The organism is Octadecabacter sp. SW4 (assembly GCF_008065155.1).
GTDB lineage: Bacteria > Pseudomonadota > Alphaproteobacteria > Rhodobacterales > Rhodobacteraceae > SW4.
The window spans coordinates 1,803,583-1,829,007 of record NZ_CP042819.1 but is presented as its reverse complement, the minus strand read 5'-3'; the positions used below and the strand labels follow the sequence as shown (position 1 = coordinate 1,829,007).

Below are 25,425 nucleotides of genomic sequence, written 5' to 3'. Positions count from 1 at the left end.
TCAGTCTTTTCGGCGCATTAGGGGATCTGGGGGGGAGGGGCGCAAGATATAGTGCCCTCCCTAACGCTGCCCCCGCGCCATAAAGGCCAACCGTTCGAACAGATGCACGTCCTGCTCGTTTTTCAACAGCGCGCCGTGCAATTTGGGCAAGGTATCGGTGCCATCGCGTTTCAGGTCTTCGGCGCTCAGGTCTTCGGCCAGCAGCAGCTTCAGCCAATCCAGCACTTCCGAGGTGGACGGCTTTTTCTTCAACCCCGCCTGTTCACGCACCTCAAAGAACTGGGTCAGCGCCGTGGTCAACAATGCCTCTTTGATGCCGGGGTGATGGACCTCGACGATCTTGCGCATCGTGTCCATGTCGGGAAAACGGATGTAATGAAAAAAGCAGCGGCGCAGGAACGCATCGGGCAGTTCCTTTTCGTTATTGGAGGTAATGATCACGATCGGGCGCTGCAGGGCGCGCACGGTTTCGCCGGTTTCATAGACGTGAAACTCCATGCGATCCAGCTCTTGCAGCAGGTCGTTGGGAAACTCGATGTCGGCCTTGTCGATTTCATCGATCAGCAGCACGACGCGGCCTTTTGCGGCGAAGGCCTGCCAGAGTTTCCCCTGTTTGATGTAGTTGCCCACATCGTTGACCCGCGCATCCCCCAGCTGGCTGTCGCGCAACCGGCTGACGGCATCGTATTCATAAAGGCCCTGCTGGGCGCGGGTGGTGGATTTGATGTGCCATTCAATCATCGGCAGCCCCAGCGCCGCGCTGACCTGCCGCGCCAGTTCGGTCTTGCCCGTGCCCGGTTCGCCCTTGACCAGAAGCGGGCGTTCCAGCGTCACAGCCGCGTTCACCGCCACCGTGAGATCATCGGTCGCCACATAGCTGTCGGTTCCGGTGAAGCGCATAAAATCCAAACCTTTTCGCTGGTTACTTGCCGTTAACGATAACATCCCCGCCGCGCTGTTCAAGGGTCATCATTTTGCCGTCAAAGGGGGTGACACTGGGGCGGCAAGGGGGTAAAGGATGCCAAAAGGAGGGTCCCGTTGACAGTTTCCGAGTCGCATACAGGGCCTGACCTGATCAGGGGAGCAGAGATGAAAAACGAAGTGTTCCTGCCGGACAACTATAGTCCCGCCGAAGACGAACCGTTCATGAACGAGCGCCAGACCGAGTATTTCCGCCGCAAGCTGATCGCATGGAAAGCCGAGATCATGGAAGACAGCCGTGACACCGTGCAGGGCATGAAAGACAGCACCCGCAACATTCCCGATATTGCCGATCGCGCTTCGGAAGAAACCGACCGGGCGCTGGAACTGCGCACCCGCGACCGCGAGCGCAAGCTGGTTGCCAAGATCGACGCGGCCCTGCGCCGGATCGACGAAGGTGAATACGGCTATTGTGACATCACCGGTGAACCGATCAGCCTCAAACGCCTTGATGCACGCCCGATCGCGACCATGAGCCTTGAAGCGCAAGAGCGTCACGAGCGCCGCGAAAAGGTGCATCGGGACGATTGATGTGACCGATTTGGCGAAAAATACAGGCGGCGGCCCCAACACGGGTCGCCGCGTTTGCGTTGTGGGGGGCGGTTTGGGTGGCCTTGCGGCGGCTTTGGCCTTTGCGCGTCAGGGCGCGGTCGTGCAGGTCTTTGAACAGGCCCCGCGCATCGCAGAGGTCGGCGCCGGTATTCAGGTCACCCCCAATGGCGCGCGGGTTCTGTCGGCCCTTGGCCTTGATGGCCCGATGGCTGCCCATAGTATCGTCGCCAAGGCCGTGGAACCGATGGATGCGGTCAGCGGGCGGCCCGTGACCCGTTTCGATCTGACCGGCCTTGACGGTCCGCCCTACCGGTTTTTCCATCGCGCGGCGCTGATATCCTTGCTGATGGAGGCCTGTGTTGCGGCAGGGGTCGAAATTCACACCGATGCGCGCATCGACGCCGCCTTGCCCGAGGGCGATCTGATTGTCGGGGCTGATGGGATCAATTCGCAATTGCGGGTGCGCTTGAATGGGGCCGATGATCCGTTTTTCACGGGGCAGGTAGCCTGGCGCGCAGTTGTGAACATGGCTGACGCCGATCCGGTCGCGCGGATTTGGATGGCGCCGGGGCGGCATGTGGTGACCTATCCCCTGACAGGCGGGCGGCTCAATATCGTGGCGGTGCAGGCGCGCCAGCAATGGGCGGCCGAAGGCTGGAACCACGACGACGATGCGGGCAACCTGCGGCAGGCGTTCCGCGGGTTGTCGGGGCGGTTGCGCGGTATTCTGGATCAGGTCGAAGACCTGCGCCTTTGGGGGTTGTTCCGTCATCCGGTCGCGCAGGTCTGGTATCAGGACAACATCGCGATTCTGGGGGATGCGGCGCATCCGACCCTGCCATTTCTGGCGCAGGGGGCAAATCTGGCGTTCGAGGATGCCTGGGCGCTGGCCGCCAATTGCGCCGCACACGGTGATCTGGCGGTGGCCCTGCCTGCCTATCAGGCGCAGCGTCGCGCCCGTGTGCAGCGCGCGATTTCAGCGGCCAATGCCAATGCGCGCAACTATCACCTGTCGGGTCTTCAGCGCCGCGTCGCCCATCTGGGATTGCGCGGGCTGGGGGCGGTTGCGCCAAATGCGTTCCTGGGGCGGATGGATTGGCTTTACGGGCATGATGTGACAGCCTAACGCGGCCTTTATGGAAGTAAAAACAATAGATTACGCGGCGATATTCACCCACACCGGCACGTGATCCGAGGGTTTATCGCGGCCACGCACCTCGGCCTCGATCCAACAATCGGTCAGCAAGTCGGCGCATTGCGGCGTCAGCAGAACATGGTCAATGCGGATACCGTCGTTGCGGTCATAGGCGCCCGCCTGATAGTCCCAGAAACTGTAGTGGCCAGCGCCCTGCACACGGGCGCGAAAGGCCTCGGTAAAACCAAGGTTTTCGATCCGGCGAAAGGCGGCACGGCTCTCGGGACGAAACAGCGCATCATCGCGCCATGCATCAGGGCGTTTTGCATCTAATGCTTGGGGAATAACGTTGTAATCTCCGGCCATTAGGGCGGGTTCTTCACGTTCCATAAGCGCTTTGGCGCGGGCGTGCAAACGGTCCATCCAGCGCAGTTTATAGTCGTATTTCGGACCCGGTGCGGGGTTGCCATTGGGCAGGTAGAGGCCGCAAATACGCACCGCTCGTTCGCCCACAACCGTGGCCTCGATCCAGCGCGCTTCGATGTCGTCAACACCCTCGCGGCCCGCACCCTGGGCGTCGGGCAGCCCGCGCACCACGTCTTCAAGCGGGAATTTCGACAGGATCGCGACGCCGTTGAACCCTTTTTGCCCATGGGTTTCGACATTATATCCCATATCTTCAAAGACTTCGCGAGGAAAGTTCGCGTCCAAAGACTTGATTTCCTGCAACAGGGCAACGTCTGGCGCGCTGTCGCGCAACCATTGGGTCAGTGCGTCGATGCGCGCTTTTACTCCGTTGATATTGAATGTCGCGATTTTCATGTGGCACCCCTGATTTTGGCCATTTTTGACCGACAGTGGCGGGCGACACAACAGGCAAAGGGCCGGCGCTTCACGGCGTCGGCCCTTTGGGGTCGCAAATGGGGGGCCTTAACGGGCGAGCGTCAGAACCTGATCGGCCACTGCATTGCCACTTTCGTCATAGAGCACGGCAATCACGTTGGTGACGGGCTGGGCGCCGACATTGACGGCCACATCCGGGTTCGCACCGGCGTGAACGGCGGTTTCGCCCAGAAGCGCGCCGGTTTCGCCGCCATTGTAGCTGTAGATCTGCACGGTGCCGTCGGTGGCCGCGCGCACAAGGCCGACGTCGATATTGGAGGATGCGTCCTGGGTGCCTTGCAGACCGAAATAGTTGTAATCGGCCGCAGTTGCGACAGATGCGACGCCAAGGGATGCGACGAGGGCGAGAGCGATAGATGTGCGTTTCATGTTAATCTCCGTTTTGTTTTGGGGGTGGCGTGATTGCCACCGACAGGTCTGATATAGGAGGAAAATTTTTGAACTAAACCGTATAGTGTGTTTGTTTGCGCACAACTGAATGGGTCGTTTCGCACCAAGAAATTTCGACGGAAATCCTTGAATGTTCATTCAAGAAACACGGTCGGGAATTATGCTGCCCATGAAAAACGCCGCGGCCCTTGCAGGCGCGGCGTCAGTGGCAGCGGTGATGGCGTCCTACATCGAAAAGCTGACACCACATCCGCAAGAGCTGCTGGCATTCGGGTTCTCGATCACAAAGCGCGCGCCGATCAGCTCTTCGGAGAAATCGATCACCGCATCTGTCAGGAACGGGAGCGATACCGAGTCCACCACCACCTTTTCACCCGATCCTTCAAGGATCAGATCATCATCCTTGGGATCATCAAGGTCGATTTCATACTGGAACCCGCTGCATCCGCCCCCTTCAACGGCGACGCGCAGGGCCTTGCCCTGGGCACTTGCGCCAATTTCGGCCAGGCGTTCAAAGGCGCGGGCGGTCACTTTGGGCGGGATCATCATTTTGGGGGCCTATCGGTTTACCTTCAAATTGAATATAGGAACAGCAGGCAGGGGCGGCAAGGCAGGCGCCCGACAAATGAAGACGAGGCAAAGGCAATGGCAGCGCCCTATGCCTGCAATCCCGCCGGGACGCGGGGCAGGCTTTATCCCGAGGACGAGAGTGTTTTTCGCTCGCCCTTTCAGCGTGATCGCGACCGGATTATCCATGCGAGCGCCTTTCGCCGCTTGAAACACAAGACCCAGGTATTCGTCGAACACGAGGGTGATTATTTTCGCACCCGCCTGACCCATTCGATCGAGGTCGCGCAGGTCGCGCGCACCATTTCCGGCGTGTTGGGGCTGGACGGTGCCCTGACCGAGGCGGTGGCGCTGGCCCATGATCTGGGCCACACCCCCTTTGGCCACACGGGCGAGGAGGCGCTATCGGCCCTGATGGCCCCCTACGGCGGTTTCGATCATAACGCGCAGGCCATTCGTATCGTCACCAATCTGGAGCGCCATTATGCCGAATGGGACGGGCTGAACCTGACTTGGGAAACGCTGGAAGGGATCGCCAAACATAATGGTCCTGTTGCGCCCGTTCCGGGCGACGGTCCGGTTAGTGATCCGGTGCCTTACGCGCTGGCCGACTACAACGCCCGTCACGATCTTGAGCTGCATACCCACGCCAGCGGCGAGGCGCAGGTCGCGGCCCTGTCCGATGACATCGCCTATAACAACCACGACCTGCATGATGGTTTGCGCGCTGAACTGTTCGGCACCGATGATCTGTTGGATCTGCCGGTGGTGGGGGATTGTTTTCGCGAGGTGGACGGCAAATACCCCGGCCTCAATTACTATCGTCGCCGCCACGAGGCCCTGCGCCGTTTCTTTGGTATTCTGGTCGAGGATGTGATGGCCGTAAGCCGCGCCAATCTGGCCGAGGTGGACCCGCAATCAGCCGCCGATATCCGCCACGCGGGCCGGATGATGGTGCAGTTTTCACCCGCGCTTTGGTCCGACCTTGGGGTGATCCGCAAGTTCCTGTTCACCCGCATGTATCGCGCGCCCGCCGTGGTGCGGATGCGCAAGGACGTCACACAGGTCGTGAATGACCTGTTCCCGCTTTTCATGGCGCAGCCCGAACATCTGCCCAAGCAATGGCGCAAGGATGTGGCCGAGGCGCGCGACGAAACGGCGCTGGCGCGGATCGTGGCTGATTACATCGCCGGGATGACCGACCGTTTCGCGCTGGAAACCCACGCGCGATTGATGGGCTAGCTGCGCCGGATGATCAGCGTCGCCAGCAGGCTTGCGCCCGGAAACGCGAATGTGGTGCGGATCAAGGTTGTTTCCCCTGCCATCCGTTGACGCGGCGCAGGGCCGTGATAAACCGCCCCTTGAACAATAGGAAAACGCGCTGATGAACCTCTTTGCTGAAATCCGTGTGCTTGTGATCGACTGTCTGGATGCGCTGGTGGCTGACGGGCGCCTGCCTGCGGGGCTTGACCGGGCGGCTGTCACGGTAGAACCGCCGCGTGATGCGGCGCATGGCGATATGGCGACGAACGCGGCGATGGTGCTGGCAAAACCGGCCGGAATGAAACCGCGCGATATCGCCGATGCCCTGGCCGCGTTGCTGGCGGCTGATCCGCGCGTGTCTGTGGCCGAGGTTGCAGGACCGGGTTTTCTGAATATGCGTCTGGCCCCTGCGGTCTGGCAGGGCGTGGTCAAGGCCGCGCTTGACGTGGATGGTTTTGGCCGCTCGACGATGGGGCAGGGGCAAAAGGTCAACGTGGAATATGTATCGGCCAATCCCACCGGCCCGCTGCATGTGGGGCATACGCGCGGGGCCGTGTTTGGCGATGCGCTCGCAAGCCTGCTGGATTTCGCCGGATGGGACGTGACGCGCGAATACTATATCAATGACGGCGGCGCGCAGGTCGATGTCCTCGCGCGGTCGGTCTATCTGCGCTACCTTGAGGCGCATGGCAAACAGGTCGCCTTTCCCGATGGCACCTATCCGGGTGATTACCTGATCGAGACGGGCAAGGCGCTCATGGCATCGGTCGGCGATGCCTATGTTGATCAGCCCGAGGATGTCTGGCTGGAGGCTGTGCGCGAATTTGCCACCGATGCCATGATGGCGTTGATCCGTGCGGATCTGGCCTCGCTCGGTGTCGCAATGGACAAGTTTTACAGTGAAAAATCGCTTTATGGCACGGGTCTGATCGAGGCGGCGATTGCCGATCTTGATCAGAAGGGTCTGATCTACAAGGGCACGCTCGAACCCCCCAAGGGCAAGATGCCCGAGGACTGGGAACCGCGCGAACAGACCCTGTTCAAGTCAACGGAATTTGGTGATGACGTGGACCGCCCGATCATGAAGTCGGACGGGGCGTGGACCTATTTCGCGCCCGACATCGCCTATCACTATGACAAGGTGCAGCGCGGCTATGATCAGCTGATCGACGTCTTTGGCGCGGATCATGGCGGGTATGTCAAACGGATGAAGGCGGCTGTCGCGGCGCTGTCGGATGGCCGCGTGCCGCTTGATATCAAGCTGACGCAGCTGGTCAAACTGTTCAAGAACGGCGAACCCTTCAAGATGTCCAAACGGGCCGGGACGTTTATCACCGTGCGCGATGTGGTCGATGCCGTTGGCAAGGACGTGACCCGGTTCCACATGCTGACCCGCAAGAACGACGCGCCCCTTGATTTCGATTTTGACAAGGTCACCGAACAGTCCAAGGACAACCCGGTGTTCTATGTGCAATATGCGCATGCGCGGATTGCCTCGGTGCTGCGCAAGGCGACCGAGGAAGGGATCGCTGTCGATGACGCCGCCCTGCAGGGGGCCGATTTGTCCGGTCTTGCCCACGAGGCCGAGCTGAAAGTGGCGCAAAAGATCGCCGAATTTCCGCGCCTTGTGGAAATCGCGGCGCGCACCAACGAGCCGCATCGGGTCGCCTTTTATCTATATGAAATGGCGTCGGAATTTCACGCCCTGTGGAACCGCGGCAACGACGACACCGACCTGCGGTTCCTGCAGATTGGTGATTCATCGGCAACACAATCCAAAATCGCGCTGATTCGTGCTGTCGCCGTTGTTATTTCGTCCGGTCTTGGTATTCTTGGCGTGACCCCAGCAGAAGAGATGCGCTAAAGCGCACGCGTCTGGGCGAGTGAGGCAAGAGAGACCTGCGGGGTGCCACGTGCAGCCCAAAGCGGGCAGCGAGGCGATATGGCAGAGACTTCCTTTGAGGGTGCGCGTTCGGGAAAAGGTCCGCGCGCGGGCAAACTGGTAAGCTATGCAGGGGCGGCGATGTCGCTCGCGCTTGTGGTGGGGATCGGTGTCTGGGGCTACAAATTGCTGGTGCGCGATGCGACGGGTGTTCCGGTCGTGCGCGCGATGGAGGGGCCGATGCGATCCGCCCCCGAAAACCCCGGTGGTGAAATTGCCCTGCACACAGGGCTTTCCGTCAATGCCGTGCCCGCCCAGGGCGGCGTCGCCCCGCCCGAAGATACGCTGGTGCTGGCCCCGCGCAGCCCGCCCTGCCGCAAGAAGACCTTGAAATCACGCCATCGGCCGAAGCCCGTGAGCTGGCGCCGAAAGACCCGCTTGGCACGGTGGTTGAAGGCGAAGTGGCCGCCGTTGCCGAAGCCGCTGAGACCGCCAGCCCCGTTGATCCCGACACGCCCCTCACGGTCGAGGAAGTATTGGCGCTGGCGGATCAGATCGCTGCCGCCGCCGCGCCGATGACGGACCTTGAAGCGGGCGAAGATGTGCCCGTGGCTGTCGCTGTGGCCGGTGTCGCACAGGTTGAAACGCCTGCGCCGACAGCGTCGCCCGTCGCCACGACTGCGGCCGGTGTCGCGCGCTCCCTGCGTCCAAGGGTCCGTCCCAACGGCGGATTCGCCGCTGCAGTCGTGACGCCCGCCGTGGCCCAAGCCGCGCCCGCCAGCGCGCCGGCCCCCGCCAGCGCACCTGCCGCCGTCAGCGAGGCGGTGATTCCCGCAGGCACCAAGCTGGTGCAGCTGGGCGCCTTTGACAGCGCCGAGATCGCGGCGCGCGAATGGACCCGCCTGTCAGGTGAGTTCAGCGATTACATGAATGGCAAGGATCGTCTGATCCAGCGCGCCGAAAGTGGCGGGCGCACCTTTTACAGGTTGCGTGCGATGGGCTTTGACGATCTGGCCGATGCGCGCCGCTTCTGCAGCGCCCTGGTCGCCGAGGAGGCCGCCTGTATCCCCGTTGTGGTCCGTTAAATGCCGCAATCTGCGGCGATTTTCGGACCTGAAGGTCACGCTGTAACTGACTGGGAAAGATCGTTTTTTCGAGATTGTGACCCGCTTGGGTTCATCCTGTTTGCACGCAATGTCGACACGCCCGAACAACTGCGCCGCCTGACGGCGGACCTGCGCGATGCTGTGGGCCGTGACGCGCCGATCCTGATTGATCAGGAAGGCGGGCGCGTGCAGCGGATGCGCGCGCCATACTGGCGCGAATACCTGCCGCCGCTGGACCAGATGGCGGTTGCCCATGATCCGCTGCGCGCCATGCATCTGCGCTATCTGTTGATTGCCGCGGAACTGCGCGATGTCGGCATTGATGCCAATTGCGCGCCGATGGCCGATGTGGCCGATCACGACACCCATCCGTTTTTGCGGAACCGCTGTTATGGGCAGGATGCGGAGACCGTGATTGCGGCCGCCCGCGCGGTGGCTGACGGGCTGCTGGCGGGCGGGGTGTTGCCGGTCTTGAAACATATCCCCGGGCATGGCCGCGCCCGCGTTGACAGCCACAAAGACCTGCCGCGCGTCACCGCCACCCGCGCTGACCTCGCGGCGCAGGATTTCGCGCCGTTCAAAGCGCTGAACGATCTGCCGATGGGCATGACCGCCCATATCGTGTTCGAAGACATCGACCCGACCGCCCCCGCCACCACATCGGCCAAGATGATGCGGGTGATCCGCGAGGACATCGGCTTTGGCGGGCTGATCATGACCGATGACCTGTCGATGGAGGCCTTGCAGGGTGATTTGACGGCCCGCGCCGCGGGCGCGATTGCTGCCGGATGCGACGTGGTTTTGCACTGCAATGGCCACGCCGGCGAAATGGAACAGGTCGCCGCCGCCAGCGGTGCGCTGACCCCGGTCGCGCAGGCCCGCGCCGATGCCGCCCTTGCCACGCGTAAATCGCCGACACTGATTGACATTCCCGCTCTGGAAGCCGAATTTAACGGGCTTTTAGGCGAGGGGCCGCATGGCTGAGCAAGACCAGTTTCAGGAAGATGTGAACGACCGGCTTGCTGCCGAGGCGCTGATTGTGGACGTGGACGGTTACGAGGGGCCGCTTGATCTGCTTTTGACGTTGTCGCGCACGCAAAAGGTCGATCTGCGCCAGATTTCCGTGCTGGCACTGGCCGAACAGTATCTGGGCTTTATCGAACGGGCCAAGGAACTTCGCATCGAATTGGCCGCTGATTATCTGGTGATGGCCGCGTGGCTGGCGTTTCTGAAATCGCGCCTCCTGCTGCCCCCCGATCCCGCCGAGGAAGGACCATCGGGCGAGGAACTGGCCGCCCATCTGGCGTTTCAGCTGGAGCGTCTGCAAGCGATGCGCGAAGCGGCGGCCAAATTGATGGCGCGCGACCAGAAGGGGCGAGATTTCTTTGCCCGCGGCATCACCGAAGACGTTGCCCGTGTGCGCCGCGTGACCTATACCGCGACCCTGCTGGACCTGATGCAGGGCTATGCGCGCATTCGCACCCGCGATGATTTCCGCCCCTTTACGATGGACCGCGATTCTGTCTTTACGATGGAAGAAGCCCTTGGGCGGATGCGCGGGCTGATCGGCTTTGCGGGCGAATGGACCGACATCATGTCCTACCTGCCCGAGGGCTGGGAGATGGACCCCGCCAAGAAACGATCCGCCACCGCCAGCACCTTTGCCGCCAGTCTGGAATTGGCCAAGGAAGGCCGTATCGAAATCCGTCAGGGCGAGATTTTCGCCCCCATCCAAATACGTAAGAAGTTGCCCACAGATGGTTGAAGTCAAAGAAGAAAGCCTGTTCGAAGCCCCGCCAATGGCCGAGCAGGAGCGCATGGTCGAGGCGATCCTGTTCGCCACTGCCGATCCCGTCACGATCAAGGAATTGGCGGGCCGGATGCCGCATGGCTGTGACCCTGCCGAGGCATTGGTGCATCTGCGCAAACGCTATGACGGGCGCGGCGTGAACCTGATGAAGGTGGGCGATGCCTGGGCCATTCGCACCGCCTCTGATCTGGGCTTTCTGATGCAAAAGGAAACGATCGAGGTGCGCAAACTGTCGCGCGCGGCGATCGAAACTCTGGCCATCGTCGCCTATCACCAGCCCGTCACCCGCGCCGAAATCGAGGAAATTCGCGGTGTGTCGGTCAGCCGCGGCACGATTGATCAGCTGATCGAGATGGAATGGATCCGCTTTGGGCGGCGCAAGATGACGCCGGGGCGGCCTGTGACTTTTGTGGTGACACAGGAGTTTCTTGATCACTTCGGCCTTGAAAACGCGCGGGACTTGCCGGGGCTCAAGGAATTGCGATCAGCTGGCCTGCTGGAAAACCGTCCGCCACCCGGGACCGGGATGGGCGAAAGCGAAGACGACGATGATGACCAGACCGAATTGTTCGAGGACGAATAGCGCCACGAAATCGCCCGAAAGCCCTGCTATCGTTTGCGTGATTTGGGATATCAGGCGAAATGGGCTAGATTTCCATCAGGCAGAGCAAAGGACGCGCAGATGAACGTCGACCGCATTATTTCGATGATTTTACGTAAATTGGTGAATCGTGGCATTAACAAGGGGATCGATATGGCCGCCAATCGTGGCCGTGATCCACAAAACATGACCCGCGAAGAGCGCCAGCAGGCCAAACAGGCCCGTGACGGGACCAAGCGCGCGCGTCAGGCCATGCGCATGGGACGGCGCATCGGCAAGCTCTGATTAACGCAAAATTAGGCTGGGTGTGTGATGAGGATCCCGACATGTCACCGTCGGGTATCCATTTTGACCAGTTTCACCGCCAATTACTCCCGTGCCGATGCCGCCCGATTCAGATTGATCCGGCAGGGATTGCGGCTTCGCCGCCCGCTTGCGGCCTGTTCGCTTGTGCTGGCGCTGCTGGCCTTGATCGAAACATTTGCTGGCGTTGATGCCCTGTTGCGACCCATTGAAAACGGGCCGGCGACCCACCCGTTGACAGCCGTGTTGCTGCTGGCGCTCTCGGTGGGGGTGCTTTCGTTTCGCCATCACCAACCCACGCCCGCCTGGCGCTATGTGCTGTCGGGCGTCTGTTTGCTGATCGTTGGCGAACGCACGCTTGAGGGGGTCTTTCCCGCGTGGCAAAGCCTGCTATCGGGCGGGCTTGAGAGATGGGTATTTCAACCGTTCGCGATCAATTTACATGCGGAATTGGGCACCGATACCGCCTTTGTTCTGATGATGCTCTTTGCCTCGGTCATGGTGCGGCGTCATTTCGGGCGGATCGGGCTGACATTCAATCTTGTGGCGATTGCGGCGATCCTGAATGCCTTTGTCGGGATGAGCTATGGGCTGGAACTGTTTGATGGTCATATGTCGATGGCGACGCTTGTGTCGCTGATCCCTTTGTCGCTGGCGGTGCTGACACTTTATTTGCATCGCCCCTTCGTGCGGGTGGCCCTGCTTTATGGTGATGTGGGCAAGCGCACGCGGATCATGATGATGGTCGGTTTTCTGGTGCCCTGGGCCGGCGGTTTTGTGCTGCACCGGATGTTTCAGGTGACGGAGCGGATGATCCCCGTCGAGGCGATGATCATCAGCCTGATTATCTGGTGTATGGTCGGCACGGCCGTGCATTCGGGCGTCATACAGGAACGGGTCGATCGCGCCCGGCGCATGACCGAACGCCAGCTGGCGCGCATGGCAACCTACGATCAATTGACGGGAATCATGAACCGGCGCGGGTTGCACGAGGCACTGTCGCGACGCTGGACACGGTTTGTCGAAAACGGGGTTGGCACGGGCATCGTGCTGATCGACCTTGATCACTTCAAAAGGGTCAATGACCAGTTGGGCCATGACGAAGGTGACCGGATACTGGCCCAGGTCGGAGAGGTCCTGCGCCCGCAACTCCGGCAGGTTGATGTTCTGGGTCGCTGGGGGGCGAGGAATTCATGCTGATTCTCGAGACCGATGATCCTGCACAACTGGCGGCAATTTGCGAACGTGTCCGGCTGGCGATTTCGCGTATGCCACTGAATGGCGGCGCAGGCGCGGGCCTGCCCGCGACCGTCAGCGCGTCGCTGGGCCTAAGCCAGTTCCAGCCGGGCGATACATCCCATTCCGATGCGATGAAACGCGCCGACGATGCGCTGTATCTGGCCAAGGGGCGGGGGCGCAACTGCGTCGTCGCGCATGGCAGTCTTAACCTGATGAGCGCCTAGACCTTGAAGTGCTTGGACAGTTTTAGCCCCTGACCCTGATAATTGGAGGCAATCTCGCGGCCATATAGTTGTTGCGGCACTTCGGACAGGTTTTCATAGACCAGCCGCCCAACGATCTGGCCGTGTTCCAAAACAAACGGGGCCTCGTGGCAGCGCACTTCGAGCACCCCGCGTGACCCGGCACCGCCCGCACCGTCCCAGCCGAAACCGGGGTCGAAAAAGCCCGCATAATGCACGCGAAATTCGCCGACCATCGCCAGATAAGGGGCCATTTCGGCCGCCGTATCGGGCGGAATCGCAATCGCCTCGCGGCTGACCAGAATATAGAACGCACCGGGATCAAGGATGATCCAGCCATCGGTGGTGCGCACTTCCTCCCAGAAATCGGCGGCGTGATAGTGGTTGAGCAGGCCCAGATCAATCACGCCGGTATGCGGTTTGGCGCGATAGCCGACCAGATCGTCGCCGCGCGGTTTCAGATCGACGGAAAAGCCAAGCCCGTCGGAAATCACGGCATCCCCGTTCACGATCGGCGTTTTCGCATGCAGCTTGCGCAGGTCATCATCGCTGATCACCGTCTTGCCGACCCGGAAAATGATCTGGTTCAGCATCTGTCCGGCGGTGGCGATCACCGAAAAGGACTGCGGGCAGATTTCAACGTAAAGCGGGCCGGTATAGCCGTCAGGCACCCGGTCAAATTCGGTGCCGTGATCGGTGATGATGCGGGTCAGCAGATCCAGCCGCCCGATCGAGGATTTCGCGCTGGCCGCACCGGATGTGCCTGCGGGCAGGGCCAGTGACTCCATCAGCGGCACCACGTAGACACAGCCCTTTTCCAGCACCGCGCCATCGGATAGGTCAATCGCGTGCATCTGGAAATCGGTCAGACGGTCGGCAACGGTGCGCGACCGCCCAGCCAAGAAAGAGGCGCGCACCCGATAGGCCGTGGTGCCCAACCGCAAATCAAGCGAGGCGGGCTGGATTTGGCCCGGCGCAATGGGCGCGCTGGCGCTGATCGCGCGCTCTGCGATCATCACCTGCATTTGCCGGTCTGACTGAACGCCCGATTTGGCCATTGATTTCGCCCCCTTTAGATGCGCGACAGCAAAACGCCCGCCGCGCGGCTGCACGAACGGGCGGTTATGTTGGTCGGGCTAGCAGGACTCGAACCTGCGACCTTCCGTCCCCCAGACGGACGCGCTACCAGGCTGCGCCATAGCCCGACTAAGGCGACTTCATACTGGATTTTGGCCCACGGGCAAGCCGGAATCGCGATTTCTTTTGGGCGGAGCACGGGGCGCGGATCAGGGCCGCATCATGCGCTCGCGCAGCGCCTCGAGACGGGCCACAAGCGGTGCGATCTCTGCGGCCCGGCGGTGCAGGGTGTCGCGGTTGGCGCGCTGCAACAGCGGCTGCATCCGCGCGGGCAAATCGCTGTCGTCATCGCCGGGGTCGGGCGACGGGGCTGGCGCGGCGGCAAGGTTGACCGACAGTGTGGGGCCGGGCGCCGGTTCGGGCATCGCCATTGGCACAACATTGTCGTCGGGGTCGGCGTTGGCTGCGTCTAGCGCGGGTGTCGGTGATTTTTCCACCGCTTTGGCCAGGGGCGCGGGTGGTTCAACGACCGGGGCCGCGACAGGATCGTCCGGGGTGATATCAACCGCAGCGCCGGGTGTCTTGCCAAGGGTCGCCACATGTTTGCCCCCTTGTTCGCGCAGCATTTTCTGCACGCCCTTGATGGTCATGCCTTCATCGTGCAGGAGGGTTTTGATCCCACCCAGAAGCGCCATATCCTCGGGGCGGTAATACCGCCGCCCGCCGGCACGTTTCACCGGCTTGATCTGGCTGAACTTGCTTTCCCAGAACCGCAACACATGGGCGGGCGTGTCAAGCCAGTCGGCGACTTCGCTGATGGTGCGAAATGCTCCGCGGGATTTGGCCACGCGCGCGCCCCCTAACCTTTGTTGCCGGCGGCGACGCGGTCTTTCATCAGGTGGGATGGGCGGAATGTCAGCACGCGGCGGGGATGGATCGGAACCTCCTCGCCGGTCTTTGGATTACGGCCAACGCGGGCCGCCTTGGCGCGCACGGAAAATGTCCCGAAGGACGATATTTTGACGGTTTCACCGCGCACAAGCGCATCCGAGATATGCGTGAGCACGCTTTCAACCAGATCGGCGCTGTCGTTGCGTGAAAGCCCGACTTCTGTATGGACGGCTTCGGCCAGATCCATGCGTGTGAGTGTCTTATCGGCCATGTTTGTCCCCCTTTATTGCGGGAACATTAGGCAGGTTGCATTTTCAGAGTCAATATCAAGGGCTTGCACTGCGCAATTAACAGGCCGGTTATCGCTACCAGCGCAGCACCACCGCGCCCCAGGCAAGGCCGCCGCCGATGGCTTCGGTCACGATCAGATCGCCGCGCTTGATCTGGCCATTGGCCACGCCCACCGACAGGGCCAGCGGGATGGACGCGGCGGATGTATTGCCGTGGTCCTGCACCGTGACGACAACCCGGTCCATGCCCACGCCCAGCTTTTTCGCGGTCGATTGGATGATGCGGATATTGGCCTGATGCGGCACGACCCAATCCACATCGTCCGCGCCAAGACCGACCTTATCAAGGGCCGTATGGGCGGTTTGGGCCAGCTTTTCAACGGCGTGGCGGAACACTTCCTTGCCCTGCATGCGCAGCACGCCGGTGTTTTGCGTGGCCACACCACCGTCCACATAGAGCAGGTCGCGATACCGCCCGTCGGAATTGAGGTCGGTCGCGAGGATGCCGCGATCGCTTGCATCGCCTTTGCCTTGTGCGGCTTGCAGAACCACCGCGCCCGCGCCATCACCGAACAAGACGCAGGTGGAGCGGTCGGTCCAATCCATGATCCGGCTGAAGGTTTCCGCGCCGATCACCAGCACGCGCTTGGCCTGACCTGATACGATCAGCGCGTTCGCATTGGTGAGCGCATAAACGAAACCAGCACAAACCGCTTGCACATCAAAGGCATAGCCGGTTTCGTTGCCGATATTTGCCTGCACCATCGTCGCAGCCGACGGAAATGTGCTGTCAGCGGTCGAGGTCGCCAGAATGATCGCGTCGATATCATGGCCCGCCAATCCGGCGTCAGCCAGGGCGGCTTTGGCGGCGTGGGTCGCCAGATCTGATGTGGTCTCGCCCTCGGCGGCGAAATGGCGGCGCTCGATCCCCGAGCGGGCCTTGATCCATTCATCTGATGTGTCCAGGGTCGCCTCGAACTCGGCGTTTTCGACGACCCGCGCGGGGAGGTAATGCCCCACGCCTTTGACCACGGCGCGCAATGTCATTTAGTGCCCTTGCCTTTGGCGGCTATGGGCGCCGCCTCCTCTTGGGGGGTATCTTGGGCAAGTGAGGCAGCCGATGCAACCCGTGCGGCCAGACGCTCTGAAAAGCCCGAGCGCCCCAGTTGATAGGCAAGCGACAGGGCAGCGGCGACACCCGTCGCATCGGCTGATCCGTGGCTTTTGATCACCGTGCCGTTCAGCCCCAGAAACACGCCGCCATTCACGCCGCGCGGGTCGATCCGTTTGCGCAGCCGCCCCAGCGAGGTCATCGCCAACAGGGCCGCGATGCGCGACAGGGGGGTTTTTCTGAAGGCTTCCTTGAGCAGGTCCGAGATCAGATTCGCGGTGCCTTCTCCGGTTTTCAGCGCCACATTGCCGGTAAACCCGTCTGTGACGACCACATCGACGCGAGTCGAGGGCAGATCGCCGCCTTCGACGAATCCCACATATTCGAAGTCGCCGCGTGGCGCGGCCGTCGCGATCAGGTCGTGTGCCACTTTCAGTTCGGCGCGGCCTTTGTGTTCCTCGACGCCCACATTGAGCAGACCGATACGGGGGCGGGCGATTCCCAACCCGTTGCGCGCATAAGAGGCACCCATCAGGGCATAGGTCAGCAAATCATCCTGGTCGGCGCGAATATCCGCACCGGCGTCCAGCATGATGTTGAACCCGGACGGATTGCGCGAGGGCCAGTAGCAGGCAATCGCCGGGCGGTTGACGCCATCGGCCTTGCGCAGGCGCAGCATCGACACCGCCATCAGCGCGCCGGTATTGCCGCAGCTGACACAGACGGCAGCGTCGCCGTTGCGCACCGCGTCGATGGCAGACCACATCGAGGTCTGCTTGCCGTGGCGCATCACATGGCTGGGCTTGTCCGACATCGCGACCACGTCGGGCGCGTCCTGCACGGTGACGCGATCGGCAATCCGTTTCTTGGCGATCAAGGCGTCCAGATCGGATTTCGGCCCGTGCAAGATCGCGCGCGCGTCGGGGGTTTCCGCCAGAAAACGCGCAAGGCCCGCAACAACGGTTGCAGGCCCTTTGTCGCCGCCCATGGCGTCAATACTTAGAATAACAGGCGTGCCGTGGTCCCCGTTCCGGGCCGCGCGCGGATCAGTGTCCGTCGTCCGGGCAGGGGACATGGGGCTAGGCCGCGTCGTCGTCGAGATCGACCTCGGTGGTCATCGCCACGACTTCACGGTCGTCATAGTTGCCGCATGAGGGGCAAACATGGTGCGGGCGCTTCAGTTCGCCGCAGCTTGAGCATTCGTTCGGGTTTGCAGCCACGAGCGAGTCATGTGCGCGACGGTTGTTGCGGCGCGACTTGGATACTTTGTTCTGCTGGACAGCCATGTCACAACCTTTGATTTCGGGGGCGCATGGCCCGTGTTTTCGCGCGCGTGGCGCAACATTCCGGCGTCTTAGGGCATCTGGGCATGCCTATCAAGTCACCATATGAAAGAGGGCGCGAACATAGAGCGATTCCGCGCAAGCGCAACCATTTTTGCCAGGCCCCCGAAAGCGCGTTATTCGCCCTTGTTTTTCAGGGCATTGCGCAGGTCGGCAAGGCCCGCAAAGGGGCGCGTGTCTTCGTCCGTCATCGCCGCTTTGCCCGGTTCGGTAAAATTGGCGTTTTCGACGCTTGCCCCTTGGATGCGTGGATAGGCGGGCAGCGCAAGCGCAAGGCTTTCTGTCATCACCGCGGCCAGATCAAGGATATCGGGGGCCTGTTCGGTGGTGTCATCCTCGGGCATTTCGATCTCGGCGGCGTCGATCTGGTCCAGTTCGGCGACGTAGGATCGCGTGATCGTTTCGTCGATGCGGGTCGTCACCGGATCAAGCGTGACAACACAGGGCTGCACCACAGTCGCGCCCAGGTCGGCCTGCAAATGCCAGTCGCGCCGCCCGACCGGCGACAGGGTGCCGGCAAAGCGCAGCTTGCGAATGGCAGTGATCCCCAGTTCGGCGGCCAGTTTTTCGCGCGCGGTCGCGTCGGGTTCCAGCAAAATGCGGGTCTCGCGCCGGTTGGGCAGGTCCGACAGGCGGATTTGTGATGGCGTCTGGTCAGACATAAGCGCATCCATTCTTGAACAAGGGACGTGACATGATGTAAGTCGGATAAAAGGCATCACATGCCAAGGCAAGGGGTCACACATGAGCATCACAGGCGCAAAGCTGCGACGAGGCATTCTGCGCGGCACTGCCGTTCTTGCATTGGTCACGGTTGTCGGCTGCACAGCGCAGTTCCGCAATCACGGGTTTGCCCCCGATGACGCCCAGTTGGCCGAAGTGCTGATTGGTGTCGATACCCGCGACACGGTCGCCGAACTGATTGGCGCGCCGACGGCGGGCGGCGTGTTGAATGACGGCGGTTTTTACTATGTCCAAAGCCGCTGGCGTCAGTTTGCCTATATGGCACCGGCTGAAATCGAGCGCGAAGTCGTGGCAATCACTTTTGACAGTGCAGGTGTTGTAGAAAACATCGAACGTTACGGGCTGGAAGACGGACAGGTCGTGGCCCTGTCGCGCCGCGTGACCCAGGATAACGTGCGCGACACCACCTTTATCCGTCAGCTGCTGGGCGATATCGGGCGCTTTGATGCGGGCACCTTCCTTGGCGACGGTTAAGACGCTTTGCGCCCTGGGCGGCACCGCCTAGGCTGTTGATATGGAAACCCTGAAACAGGATTTGCCTGGCGCCCTCTTGCAAAAGGGGCGCTATGTCGCGCGCTTGGCCCAAAGCCCGGCTGATCTGCGTGCCACTCAGGCGCTGCGTTATCGCTGCTTTGTGGCGCGCGGTGGGGCAAGGGAGGCAGGCGCGGGGGTTGAAAGTGACAGTTTTGATGCGGCCTGCCAGCATGTGATGATCGCGGATCGCGACAGCGGCGCGCTGGCCTGTTGCTTTCGCATACTGCCCCTGGCAAACGGCACAGAAATTCACACGAGCTACGCCGCGCAATTCTATGATTTATCAATGTTAACTGCGTTTGGCGCACCGATGATAGAAGTCGGGCGATTTTGTATTTCGCCCAAGGCCAATGACAGTGATGTCCTGCGCGTGGCCTGGGGTGCTTTGGGGCGCATAGTCGATGAACGCGGCGCCAAGCTGCTGTTTGGCTGTTCATCCTTTGCCGGTAACGATCCGGCCCCGGCGCGCGCCGGTTTTGCACTGTTGCGCGACCGGCACCTGGCCCCCGCCATTTGGCGACCGGGCGTCAAAGCGCCCGCGTTTGTGGATTTTAGTACCTGCGGGCCGGTCAGCGATCGATTGGCCGCACTGCGCGCCATGCCATCGCTGCTGCGCAGCTATCTGGCGATGGGGGGCTGGGTCAGTGACCATGCGGTGATAGATCCCGCGATGAACACGATGCATGTGTTTACGGGGCTGGAAATTGACGCCGTGCCGCCCGCGCGCGCCGCCGCCTTGCGTGCTTTGGCTGAGTGAACGCCCCACCGGCGCGTTCAATCACACTTGCGGTGTTGCGCCGATTACATGAAGCCCAGTTCGAGGCGGGCTTCGTCGCTCATCATTTCCATGCCCCACTGGGGTTCAAAAGTCATCGCCACCTCAACTTGTTTCACACCGGGCAGCGGTTCGACAGCATCGGCGACCCATCCGGGCATTTCACCGGCCACGGGGCATCCGGGCGCGGTCAACGTCATGGTGATGTTCACTTCGGAGGCGTCATTGATGTCGATCGTGTAGATCAGCCCAAGGTCGTAGATATTCACAGGAATTTCAGGGTCATAGACAGATCGACAGGCCGCCACGATATCTTCGTAAAGCGGGTGGTCGGTGGTCGAGGGCGCGATCAGCGGCGTGCCTTCGATTTGTGGGTCTAGGTCGGTCATCTGGGCCTCTTGTAATCCTGAGTGTTCATATAGGGTTTAGGGCAGGGCACGTAAAGGGCCAGTGCCGCCCTTGGCAAATCCGCTCCGGTGCGCCAAGAGGAGGTCATGACAAAACCTTTCGCATTTTCCCTGCACGCCACTGATGGCAAGGCCCGCACGGGTGTGATTTCCACGCCGCGCGGCGATATCCGCACGCCGGCTTTCATGCCCGTTGGTACTGCCGCGACCGTCAAGGCGATGATGCCCGAAAGCGTGGCCGCGACAGGTGCCGATATCCTGCTGGGCAATACCTATCATCTGATGCTGCGCCCTACGGCGGAACGGATTGCGCGCCTTGGCGGGCTGCACAGGTTCATGAATTGGGACAAGCCGATCCTGACGGATTCGGGCGGCTTTCAGGTGATGTCATTGGCTGAATTGCGCAAGCTGACCGAAAAAGGCGTGACGTTTCGCAGCCATATTGATGGGTCGCGTCACGAATTGACGCCCGAGCGCAGCATGGAAATCCAGCGCCTGCTTGGGTCTGATATCGTGATGTGTTTTGACGAATGTCCGGCGTTGCCAGCAGATCGTGCGCGCATCGCCCAAAGCATGGCGCTTTCGATGCGGTGGGCGCAGCGGTCGCGCGATGCCTTTGGCGATCGGCCGGGCCATGCGCTGTTTGGTATTCAGCAGGGTGGGCTGGAACAGGACCTGCGCGCTGAGAGTGCCGCCGCGCTGACGGGCATCGGCTTTGATGGCTATGCCGTGGGTGGTCTGGCTGTGGGCGAGGGGCAGGAAGCGATGTTTGCCTGCCTTGAATACGCGCCTGATCAACTGCCCGTGGACAAGCCGCGCTATCTGATGGGCGTGGGCAAGCCCGATGATATTGTCGGCGCGGTGAAACGCGGGATCGACATGATGGATTGCGTCCTGCCGTCCCGATCCGGGCGCACGGGGCAGGCGTTTACGCGGCGCGGGGTGCTTAATATCAAGAACGCGCGCCACGCTGATGATCCCCGCCCCTGGACGAAAACTGCGCCTGTCCGGCCTGTTCCAACTACAGCCGCGCCTATCTGCATCATGTGTTCCGTAGCCAGGAGATGATTTCGGGCATGCTGCTGACATGGCACAACCTGCGCTATTTTCAGGATATCATGCAGGGGATGCGCGATGCGATTGCCACCGCCAGCTTTGCGGCGTGGGAGGCTGATTTTCACGCGGGCCGCGCGCAGGGCGATATTGATCCGCTTTAGGCAGGCAGGGGCGGTGGCGTTTGCGCCGTGGCTTTGGGCCGTTCAAGATCGTTGAGATCGTCGTCCAGCATCCGTCCGTAGGTATCGTCGATCCAGTTCATCAGGGCCGCGCGGGTGGGATAGTGCGCGGGGCGGAACGTGCGGGTGATCACCCGTTTCTTGCCCGTCTCGGTAATTTCTGTATGCGCGTAACCTGCGTGTTGCGACGGGTCATCAGCTTGGGGAACGATCCAATGGAACCCAATCCGATGCGGCACCTCCAGCACATCAAGTGTTTGAATTTCTTCAAGAAGTGATGTGCCATTGATCCGCTGCACAAGGCGGCGCCGCATCGGGTTGCCATCGACATTTTCAAAGGTCACAAGGTCGTTTTTCGCAAGCCGGTCAATGTAGGGCGGCGTGCCGATCACCCCATCCCAGACACGGCTTTGTGGCAGCCGTGTTGTGGCGCGCGCGGTGAGTGTGCGGTCTTTGCGCATAAACCAGCGATCCAGAAATTGAGTCGTGTAAAGCAGGGACAGCAGGTTCATCGCGACAAAGGCCCAGATCGCGATGCGGGTCGTGATCTCGTGCAGTGACAAGCTGGGGATGAACTCACCGATCAGCGCAAGTGCGAACAGCCCCCCGGATACGATTTCGATGGTAAAGCGCCACGGCGGGATCAGCAGCGACAGCAGGGGCGCAAAGATACCGATCCCCACCACAAAGGCCAGACCGGCAACCAGCGGCATTGGCACGCTGAACAGGCTGGTGCGCACCCCCCAGAAGGTCGTGGCCCCCGCGAGGAACAAGAAGACGACCATCACCGCATAGCGGCGGCGATCACGATAAAGACGGCGGGCAAGGCGGCGAAACATGGCGGGCGTCCTGACGTTGCGGTTGGCCAGATATCCCAGAACCCTGTGGCGGCAGGGTGATGGAAATATGGCAGATCGGGGGTTTTTGCCACGCCGCGCGCGCTGCCTTATGATCACCACACCATAGTCACGGAGGGCGACATGACCCAGGATCCGGCCGCAAACAAGGCCAACGCGATGGCGTTTTACGATTTGATGTTCAACCAGTGCCAGCCGCGCGAGGCCATTGCCCGCTACGTGGGTGACGACTACATCCAGCACAACCCGCATGTGGCCGATGGAAAAGAGGCGTTTATCACCTATTTTGAACGCATGGCCGCAGAATATCCCGGCAAGATCACCCAGTTCAAACGCGCGATAGCCGAGGGTGATCTTGTGGTGCTGCATTGCCATCAGATCTGGCCCGGCGGTGAAGACTACGCGGGCATGGATATCTTTCGGTTTGATGCGCAGGGCAAGATCGTTGAACACTGGGACGTGCTGCAGGTGATCAGCGATAAATCTGCAAACGATAACGGATTATTCTGATCATTACCGGCGCAACAGCGGCCTGATCCAGCGGCGCGGCTGTGCAATCGCCGTCCTATGCGCCAAATTGATGCAATTATTCGCACGAATGCCGTGATCGCGCCTTGCGCAGGCCGCAGGCAATCGGCACTCTGCGTGAAAGCATAAAAAGCGCCTTGATGGTTGAAACGCTGGGACATACCCCCACATTTAGTGACCAGAGAGGAGACGTGATGTTGCCGCCAGGCGGGGCAGCACGTCTTGCCAAGAAAAGGAAAGAGCATGCAAGAGCCACTCAGCGCGTCCTACCCCGTATTGCCGTTGCGCGATATCGTGGTGTTTCCGCACATGATCGTCCCGCTGTTTGTGGGCCGGGAAAAATCTGTCCGCGCTTTGGAAGAAGTGATGCAGGACGACAAGCAAATCCTGCTGTCCAGCCAGATCGACCCCAGCGTCGATGATCCCGCCAGTGATGGCATTTACAAGGCCGGCGTTCTGGCCAATGTGCTGCAGCTGCTGAAACTGCCCGATGGCACCGTCAAGGTGCTGGTCGAAGGCATCAGCCGTGTGCGCATCACGCAATATATCGACAATCCGAATTTCTTTGAGGCGAGCGCGGAATATCTGACCGAAATGCCCGGTGACGAAGAGGTCACATCGGCCCTCGTGCGGTCCGTCGCCAATGAATTCGAGCGTTATTCCAAGGTCAAAAAGAACATCCCCGAAGAGGCCCTTGCCGCCGTCGGCGAAGCCAGCGAACCTGCCAAGCTGGCCGATCTGGTCGCGGGGCATCTGGGTATCGAAGTCGGTCAAAAGCAGGATTTGCTGGAAACCCTGTCGGTATCTGATCGTCTGGAAAAGGTATTTGGCCTGATGCAGGGCGAAATGTCGGTCCTGCAGGTCGAGAAAAAGATCAAGACCCGCGTCAAATCGCAGATGGAGCGCACCCAGCGCGAATACTATCTGAACGAACAGATGAAGGCGATCCAGAAGGAGCTGGGTGACGGCGAGGAGGGCGAGGGCGAGATTGCCGAGCTTGAGAACAAGATCGCCGCGACCAAGTTTTCCAAAGAGGCCCGCGACAAGGCCGAGGCCGAGCTGAAGAAGCTGAAAAACATGTCGCCGATGTCCGCCGAGGCAACTGTGGTGCGCAATTATCTTGACTGGATGCTGTCGATCCCCTGGGGCGTGAAATCGCGCACCAAAAAGGATTTGGGCCGCGCCGAGGCGATCCTGGACGCCGACCACTACGGGTTGGAAAAGGTCAAGGAACGCATCGTCGAATATCTGGCCGTGCAGCAACGCTCGAAAAAGCTGAAAGGCCCGATCATGTGCCTTGTCGGCCCTCCCGGCGTGGGCAAGACCAGCCTTGGCAAATCGGTCGCCAAGGCCACGGGGCGCGAGTTTATTCGCATCTCGCTTGGAGGCGTGCGCGATGAAAGCGAAATTCGCGGCCACCGTCGCACCTATATCGGGTCCATGCCCGGGAAGATCATTCAGGCGTTGAAAAAGGCGAAAACCACCAACCCGCTGATCTTGCTTGATGAAATCGACAAGATGGGGCAGGATTTCCGTGGCGATCCCGCCTCGGCCATGCTGGAAGTGCTGGACCCGGAACAGAACGGCACCTTTGCCGATCACTACCTCGAGGTCGAATATGACCTGTCCAACGTGATGTTCCTGACCACCGCGAACTCTTATAACATGCCCGGGCCATTGCTGGACCGGATGGAGATCATTCCGCTGGCTGGCTACACCGAAGACGAAAAGGTCGAGATCGCCAAGCAGCACCTGTTGTCCAAGCAGATGAAGAACCACGGGCTGAAACCCCGCGAGTTCGAACTCTCGGACGAGGCGCTGCGCGAAATGGTGCGCACCTATACCCGCGAGGCGGGGGTGCGTAACCTTGAGCGCGAAATCGCCAAGGTTGTGCGTAAGGCCGTCACCAAGCTGGTCAAGAAAGAGGCTGAAAAGGTGGTCGTCACGGCCGACAATCTGGACGATTTCCTGGGCGTCAAGAAATTCCGCTTTGGTCTGGCCGAGGAAACCGACCAGATCGGTGTCGTGACGGGGCTGGCCTATACCTCGGTCGGGGGCGAATTGCTCAATATCGAAGCGCTGCGTCTGCCAGGCAAGGGCCGGATGAAGACCACCGGCAAGCTGGGCGATGTGATGAAGGAATCGATCGATGCGGCCAGCAGCTATGTGCGCTCCATCAGTCCGAAGATCGGGGTGAAGCCGCCCAAATTCGACAAGATCGACATTCACGTGCACGTGCCCGATGGCGCCACCCCCAAGGATGGGCCAAGCGCGGGTCTGGCGATGGTGACCTCGATTGTGTCGGTGCTGACACAGATCCCCGTGCGCAAGGACATCGCCATGACCGGCGAAGTCAGCTTGCGCGGCAACGCCATGCCCATCGGTGGGTTGAAGGAAAAACTTCTCGCAGCGCTGCGCGGTGGCATTAAGACAGTGCTGATCCCGCAGGAAAACGAAAAGGACCTGGTGGATATCCCCGACAACGTGAAGGACGGCATGACGATCATTCCGGTCAACCACGTCTCCGAGGTGCTGGAACATGCGCTGGTGCGTGCGCCCGAACCGATCGAATGGGATCAGGAGGCCGAGGACGAAGCCGCGGCGACCGCCGCCCTGAAATCTACGGATGACGGGGCAGGGGCCGTGACCCACTAAAACG

General features: G+C 61.0%; 26 protein-coding genes, 1 tRNA gene and 2 pseudogenes. 15 read left to right on the top strand and 14 right to left on the bottom strand.

Annotation, left to right across the window (positions count from 1 at the left end; genetic code table 11):
- Positions 1-60: 60 nt before the first annotated feature.
- Positions 61-900, bottom strand: a complete 840-nt coding sequence (locus FTO60_RS09015; RefSeq protein ID WP_148055644.1) for a MoxR family ATPase — start codon at positions 898-900, stop codon at positions 61-63.
- Positions 901-1,089: 189 nt separating this feature from the next.
- Here FTO60_RS09015 and dksA point away from each other — a divergent pair, with 189 nt between their 5' ends.
- A complete protein-coding gene (gene dksA / locus FTO60_RS09010) occupies positions 1,090-1,512 on the top strand; it encodes an RNA polymerase-binding protein DksA (protein WP_148055643.1) in 423 nt (140 codons plus the stop codon).
- Position 1,513: 1 nt separating this feature from the next.
- Positions 1,514-2,659, top strand: coding sequence for an FAD-dependent monooxygenase (locus FTO60_RS09005; protein WP_254696765.1), 1,146 nt, complete (start codon positions 1,514-1,516; stop codon positions 2,657-2,659).
- Between the two features lie 30 nt (positions 2,660-2,689).
- Here FTO60_RS09005 and xth read toward each other — a convergent pair whose 3' ends face one another.
- The 3 genes from xth to FTO60_RS08990 all read right to left on the bottom strand — a co-directional run bounded on the left by xth (position 2,690) and on the right by FTO60_RS08990 (position 4,510).
- Positions 2,690-3,490 carry an exodeoxyribonuclease III gene (gene xth, locus FTO60_RS09000; protein ID WP_148055642.1) on the bottom strand — a complete coding sequence of 267 codons (801 nt, stop codon included), beginning with the start codon at positions 3,488-3,490 and terminating at the stop codon, positions 2,690-2,692.
- Between the two features lie 108 nt (positions 3,491-3,598).
- Positions 3,599-3,940, bottom strand: coding sequence for a hypothetical protein (locus tag FTO60_RS08995; RefSeq protein ID WP_148055641.1), 342 nt, complete (start codon positions 3,938-3,940; stop codon positions 3,599-3,601).
- Positions 3,941-4,186: 246 nt separating this feature from the next.
- Positions 4,187-4,510 carry an iron-sulfur cluster assembly accessory protein gene (locus FTO60_RS08990; RefSeq protein WP_148055640.1) on the bottom strand — a complete coding sequence of 108 codons (324 nt, stop codon included), beginning with the start codon at positions 4,508-4,510 and terminating at the stop codon, positions 4,187-4,189.
- 96 nt (positions 4,511-4,606) lie between these two features.
- Between FTO60_RS08990 and FTO60_RS08985 the strand changes: the two genes are divergently transcribed.
- The 8 genes and pseudogenes from FTO60_RS08985 (at position 4,607) to FTO60_RS08950 (ending at position 12,956) form a co-directional block, all read left to right on the top strand.
- Positions 4,607-5,770 carry a deoxyguanosinetriphosphate triphosphohydrolase gene (locus tag FTO60_RS08985; RefSeq protein WP_148055639.1) on the top strand — a complete coding sequence of 388 codons (1,164 nt, stop codon included), beginning with the start codon at positions 4,607-4,609 and terminating at the stop codon, positions 5,768-5,770.
- Between the two features lie 142 nt (positions 5,771-5,912).
- Complete coding sequence (argS, locus tag FTO60_RS08980; protein WP_148055638.1) at positions 5,913-7,655, top strand: arginine--tRNA ligase; 1,743 nt, start codon at positions 5,913-5,915, stop codon at positions 7,653-7,655.
- 479 nt (positions 7,656-8,134) lie between these two features.
- Positions 8,135-8,758, top strand: coding sequence for an SPOR domain-containing protein (locus FTO60_RS18040; RefSeq protein ID WP_368074250.1), 624 nt, complete (start codon positions 8,135-8,137; stop codon positions 8,756-8,758).
- The gene (gene nagZ / locus FTO60_RS08970) at positions 8,759-9,763 is read left to right on the top strand and encodes a beta-N-acetylhexosaminidase (protein ID WP_148055637.1); all 1,005 of its coding nucleotides are present in this window, start codon (positions 8,759-8,761) and stop codon (positions 9,761-9,763) included.
- Positions 9,756-10,544: a ScpA family protein gene (locus tag FTO60_RS08965; protein ID WP_148055636.1), complete on the top strand. Its 789-nt coding sequence runs from the start codon at positions 9,756-9,758 to the stop codon at positions 10,542-10,544. Before nagZ ends, FTO60_RS08965 begins: the two co-directional genes overlap by 8 nt.
- Positions 10,537-11,172, top strand: a complete 636-nt coding sequence (gene scpB / locus FTO60_RS08960; protein WP_148055635.1) for an SMC-Scp complex subunit ScpB — start codon at positions 10,537-10,539, stop codon at positions 11,170-11,172. The genes FTO60_RS08965 and scpB overlap by 8 nt, the downstream gene beginning before the upstream one ends.
- 99 nt (positions 11,173-11,271) lie before the next feature.
- A complete protein-coding gene (locus FTO60_RS08955; protein ID WP_148055634.1) occupies positions 11,272-11,475 on the top strand; it encodes a hypothetical protein in 204 nt (67 codons plus the stop codon).
- Between the two features lie 27 nt (positions 11,476-11,502).
- Positions 11,503-12,956, top strand: a pseudogene (locus FTO60_RS08950) (GGDEF domain-containing protein).
- Here FTO60_RS08950 and FTO60_RS08940 read toward each other — a convergent pair.
- The 8 genes from FTO60_RS08940 to FTO60_RS08905 form a co-directional block, all read right to left on the bottom strand.
- Entirely contained in the window at positions 12,953-14,032 is a 1,080-nt protein-coding gene (locus FTO60_RS08940; RefSeq protein ID WP_148055631.1) for a 2'-deoxycytidine 5'-triphosphate deaminase, read from the bottom strand. The pseudogene FTO60_RS08950 and the gene FTO60_RS08940 sit on opposite strands and share 4 nt — an antisense overlap.
- A 70-nt stretch (positions 14,033-14,102) precedes the next feature.
- Positions 14,103-14,179, bottom strand: a tRNA-Pro gene (locus FTO60_RS08935).
- A gap of 81 nt (positions 14,180-14,260) precedes the next feature.
- On the bottom strand, positions 14,261-14,899 hold the full coding sequence (locus FTO60_RS08930; RefSeq protein WP_148055630.1) for a MerR family transcriptional regulator: 639 nt from the start codon (positions 14,897-14,899) through the stop codon (positions 14,261-14,263).
- 11 nt (positions 14,900-14,910) lie between these two features.
- On the bottom strand, positions 14,911-15,213 hold the full coding sequence (gene ihfA / locus FTO60_RS08925) for an integration host factor subunit alpha (protein WP_148055629.1): 303 nt from the start codon (positions 15,211-15,213) through the stop codon (positions 14,911-14,913).
- A 94-nt stretch (positions 15,214-15,307) separates the two neighbouring features.
- Positions 15,308-16,279 carry a beta-ketoacyl-ACP synthase III gene (locus tag FTO60_RS08920; RefSeq protein ID WP_148055628.1) on the bottom strand — a complete coding sequence of 324 codons (972 nt, stop codon included), beginning with the start codon at positions 16,277-16,279 and terminating at the stop codon, positions 15,308-15,310.
- A complete protein-coding gene (plsX, locus tag FTO60_RS08915) occupies positions 16,276-17,418 on the bottom strand; it encodes a phosphate acyltransferase PlsX (protein WP_148055627.1) in 1,143 nt (380 codons plus the stop codon). The genes FTO60_RS08920 and plsX overlap by 4 nt, the downstream gene beginning before the upstream one ends.
- Positions 17,419-17,422: 4 nt before the next feature.
- On the bottom strand, positions 17,423-17,629 hold the full coding sequence (gene rpmF, locus FTO60_RS08910) for a 50S ribosomal protein L32 (RefSeq protein ID WP_148055626.1): 207 nt from the start codon (positions 17,627-17,629) through the stop codon (positions 17,423-17,425).
- 173 nt (positions 17,630-17,802) lie between these two features.
- The gene (locus FTO60_RS08905) at positions 17,803-18,348 is read right to left on the bottom strand and encodes a DUF177 domain-containing protein (RefSeq protein ID WP_148055625.1); all 546 of its coding nucleotides are present in this window, start codon (positions 18,346-18,348) and stop codon (positions 17,803-17,805) included.
- A gap of 82 nt (positions 18,349-18,430) precedes the next feature.
- Here FTO60_RS08905 and FTO60_RS08900 point away from each other — a divergent pair, with 82 nt between their 5' ends.
- Entirely contained in the window at positions 18,431-18,904 is a 474-nt protein-coding gene (locus tag FTO60_RS08900) for an outer membrane protein assembly factor BamE (protein ID WP_148055624.1), read from the top strand.
- Positions 18,905-18,944: 40 nt separating this feature from the next.
- Positions 18,945-19,721 carry a GNAT family N-acetyltransferase gene (locus tag FTO60_RS08895; protein ID WP_148055623.1) on the top strand — a complete coding sequence of 259 codons (777 nt, stop codon included), beginning with the start codon at positions 18,945-18,947 and terminating at the stop codon, positions 19,719-19,721.
- A 44-nt stretch (positions 19,722-19,765) separates the two neighbouring features.
- Here the strand turns inward: FTO60_RS08895 and FTO60_RS08890 are convergent, their stop codons facing one another.
- Positions 19,766-20,128 carry an SUF system Fe-S cluster assembly protein gene (locus FTO60_RS08890; protein WP_148055622.1) on the bottom strand — a complete coding sequence of 121 codons (363 nt, stop codon included), beginning with the start codon at positions 20,126-20,128 and terminating at the stop codon, positions 19,766-19,768.
- 105 nt (positions 20,129-20,233) lie between these two features.
- Between FTO60_RS08890 and tgt the strand changes: the two are divergent.
- Positions 20,234-21,363, top strand: a pseudogene (gene tgt / locus FTO60_RS08885) (tRNA guanosine(34) transglycosylase Tgt).
- Here the strand turns inward: tgt and FTO60_RS08880 are convergent.
- Positions 21,360-22,220 carry a hypothetical protein gene (locus FTO60_RS08880; protein WP_148055621.1) on the bottom strand — a complete coding sequence of 287 codons (861 nt, stop codon included), beginning with the start codon at positions 22,218-22,220 and terminating at the stop codon, positions 21,360-21,362. The pseudogene tgt and the gene FTO60_RS08880 sit on opposite strands and share 4 nt — an antisense overlap.
- Before the next feature lie 141 nt (positions 22,221-22,361).
- Between FTO60_RS08880 and FTO60_RS08875 the strand changes: the two genes are divergently transcribed.
- Together FTO60_RS08875 and lon are read left to right on the top strand one after the other, a co-directional pair.
- Positions 22,362-22,748: a nuclear transport factor 2 family protein gene (locus FTO60_RS08875; protein WP_148055620.1), complete on the top strand. Its 387-nt coding sequence runs from the start codon at positions 22,362-22,364 to the stop codon at positions 22,746-22,748.
- A 261-nt stretch (positions 22,749-23,009) separates the two neighbouring features.
- Complete coding sequence (lon, locus tag FTO60_RS08870; protein ID WP_148055619.1) at positions 23,010-25,421, top strand: endopeptidase La; 2,412 nt, start codon at positions 23,010-23,012, stop codon at positions 25,419-25,421.
- The last annotated feature ends 4 nt before the right edge of the window (positions 25,422-25,425 follow it).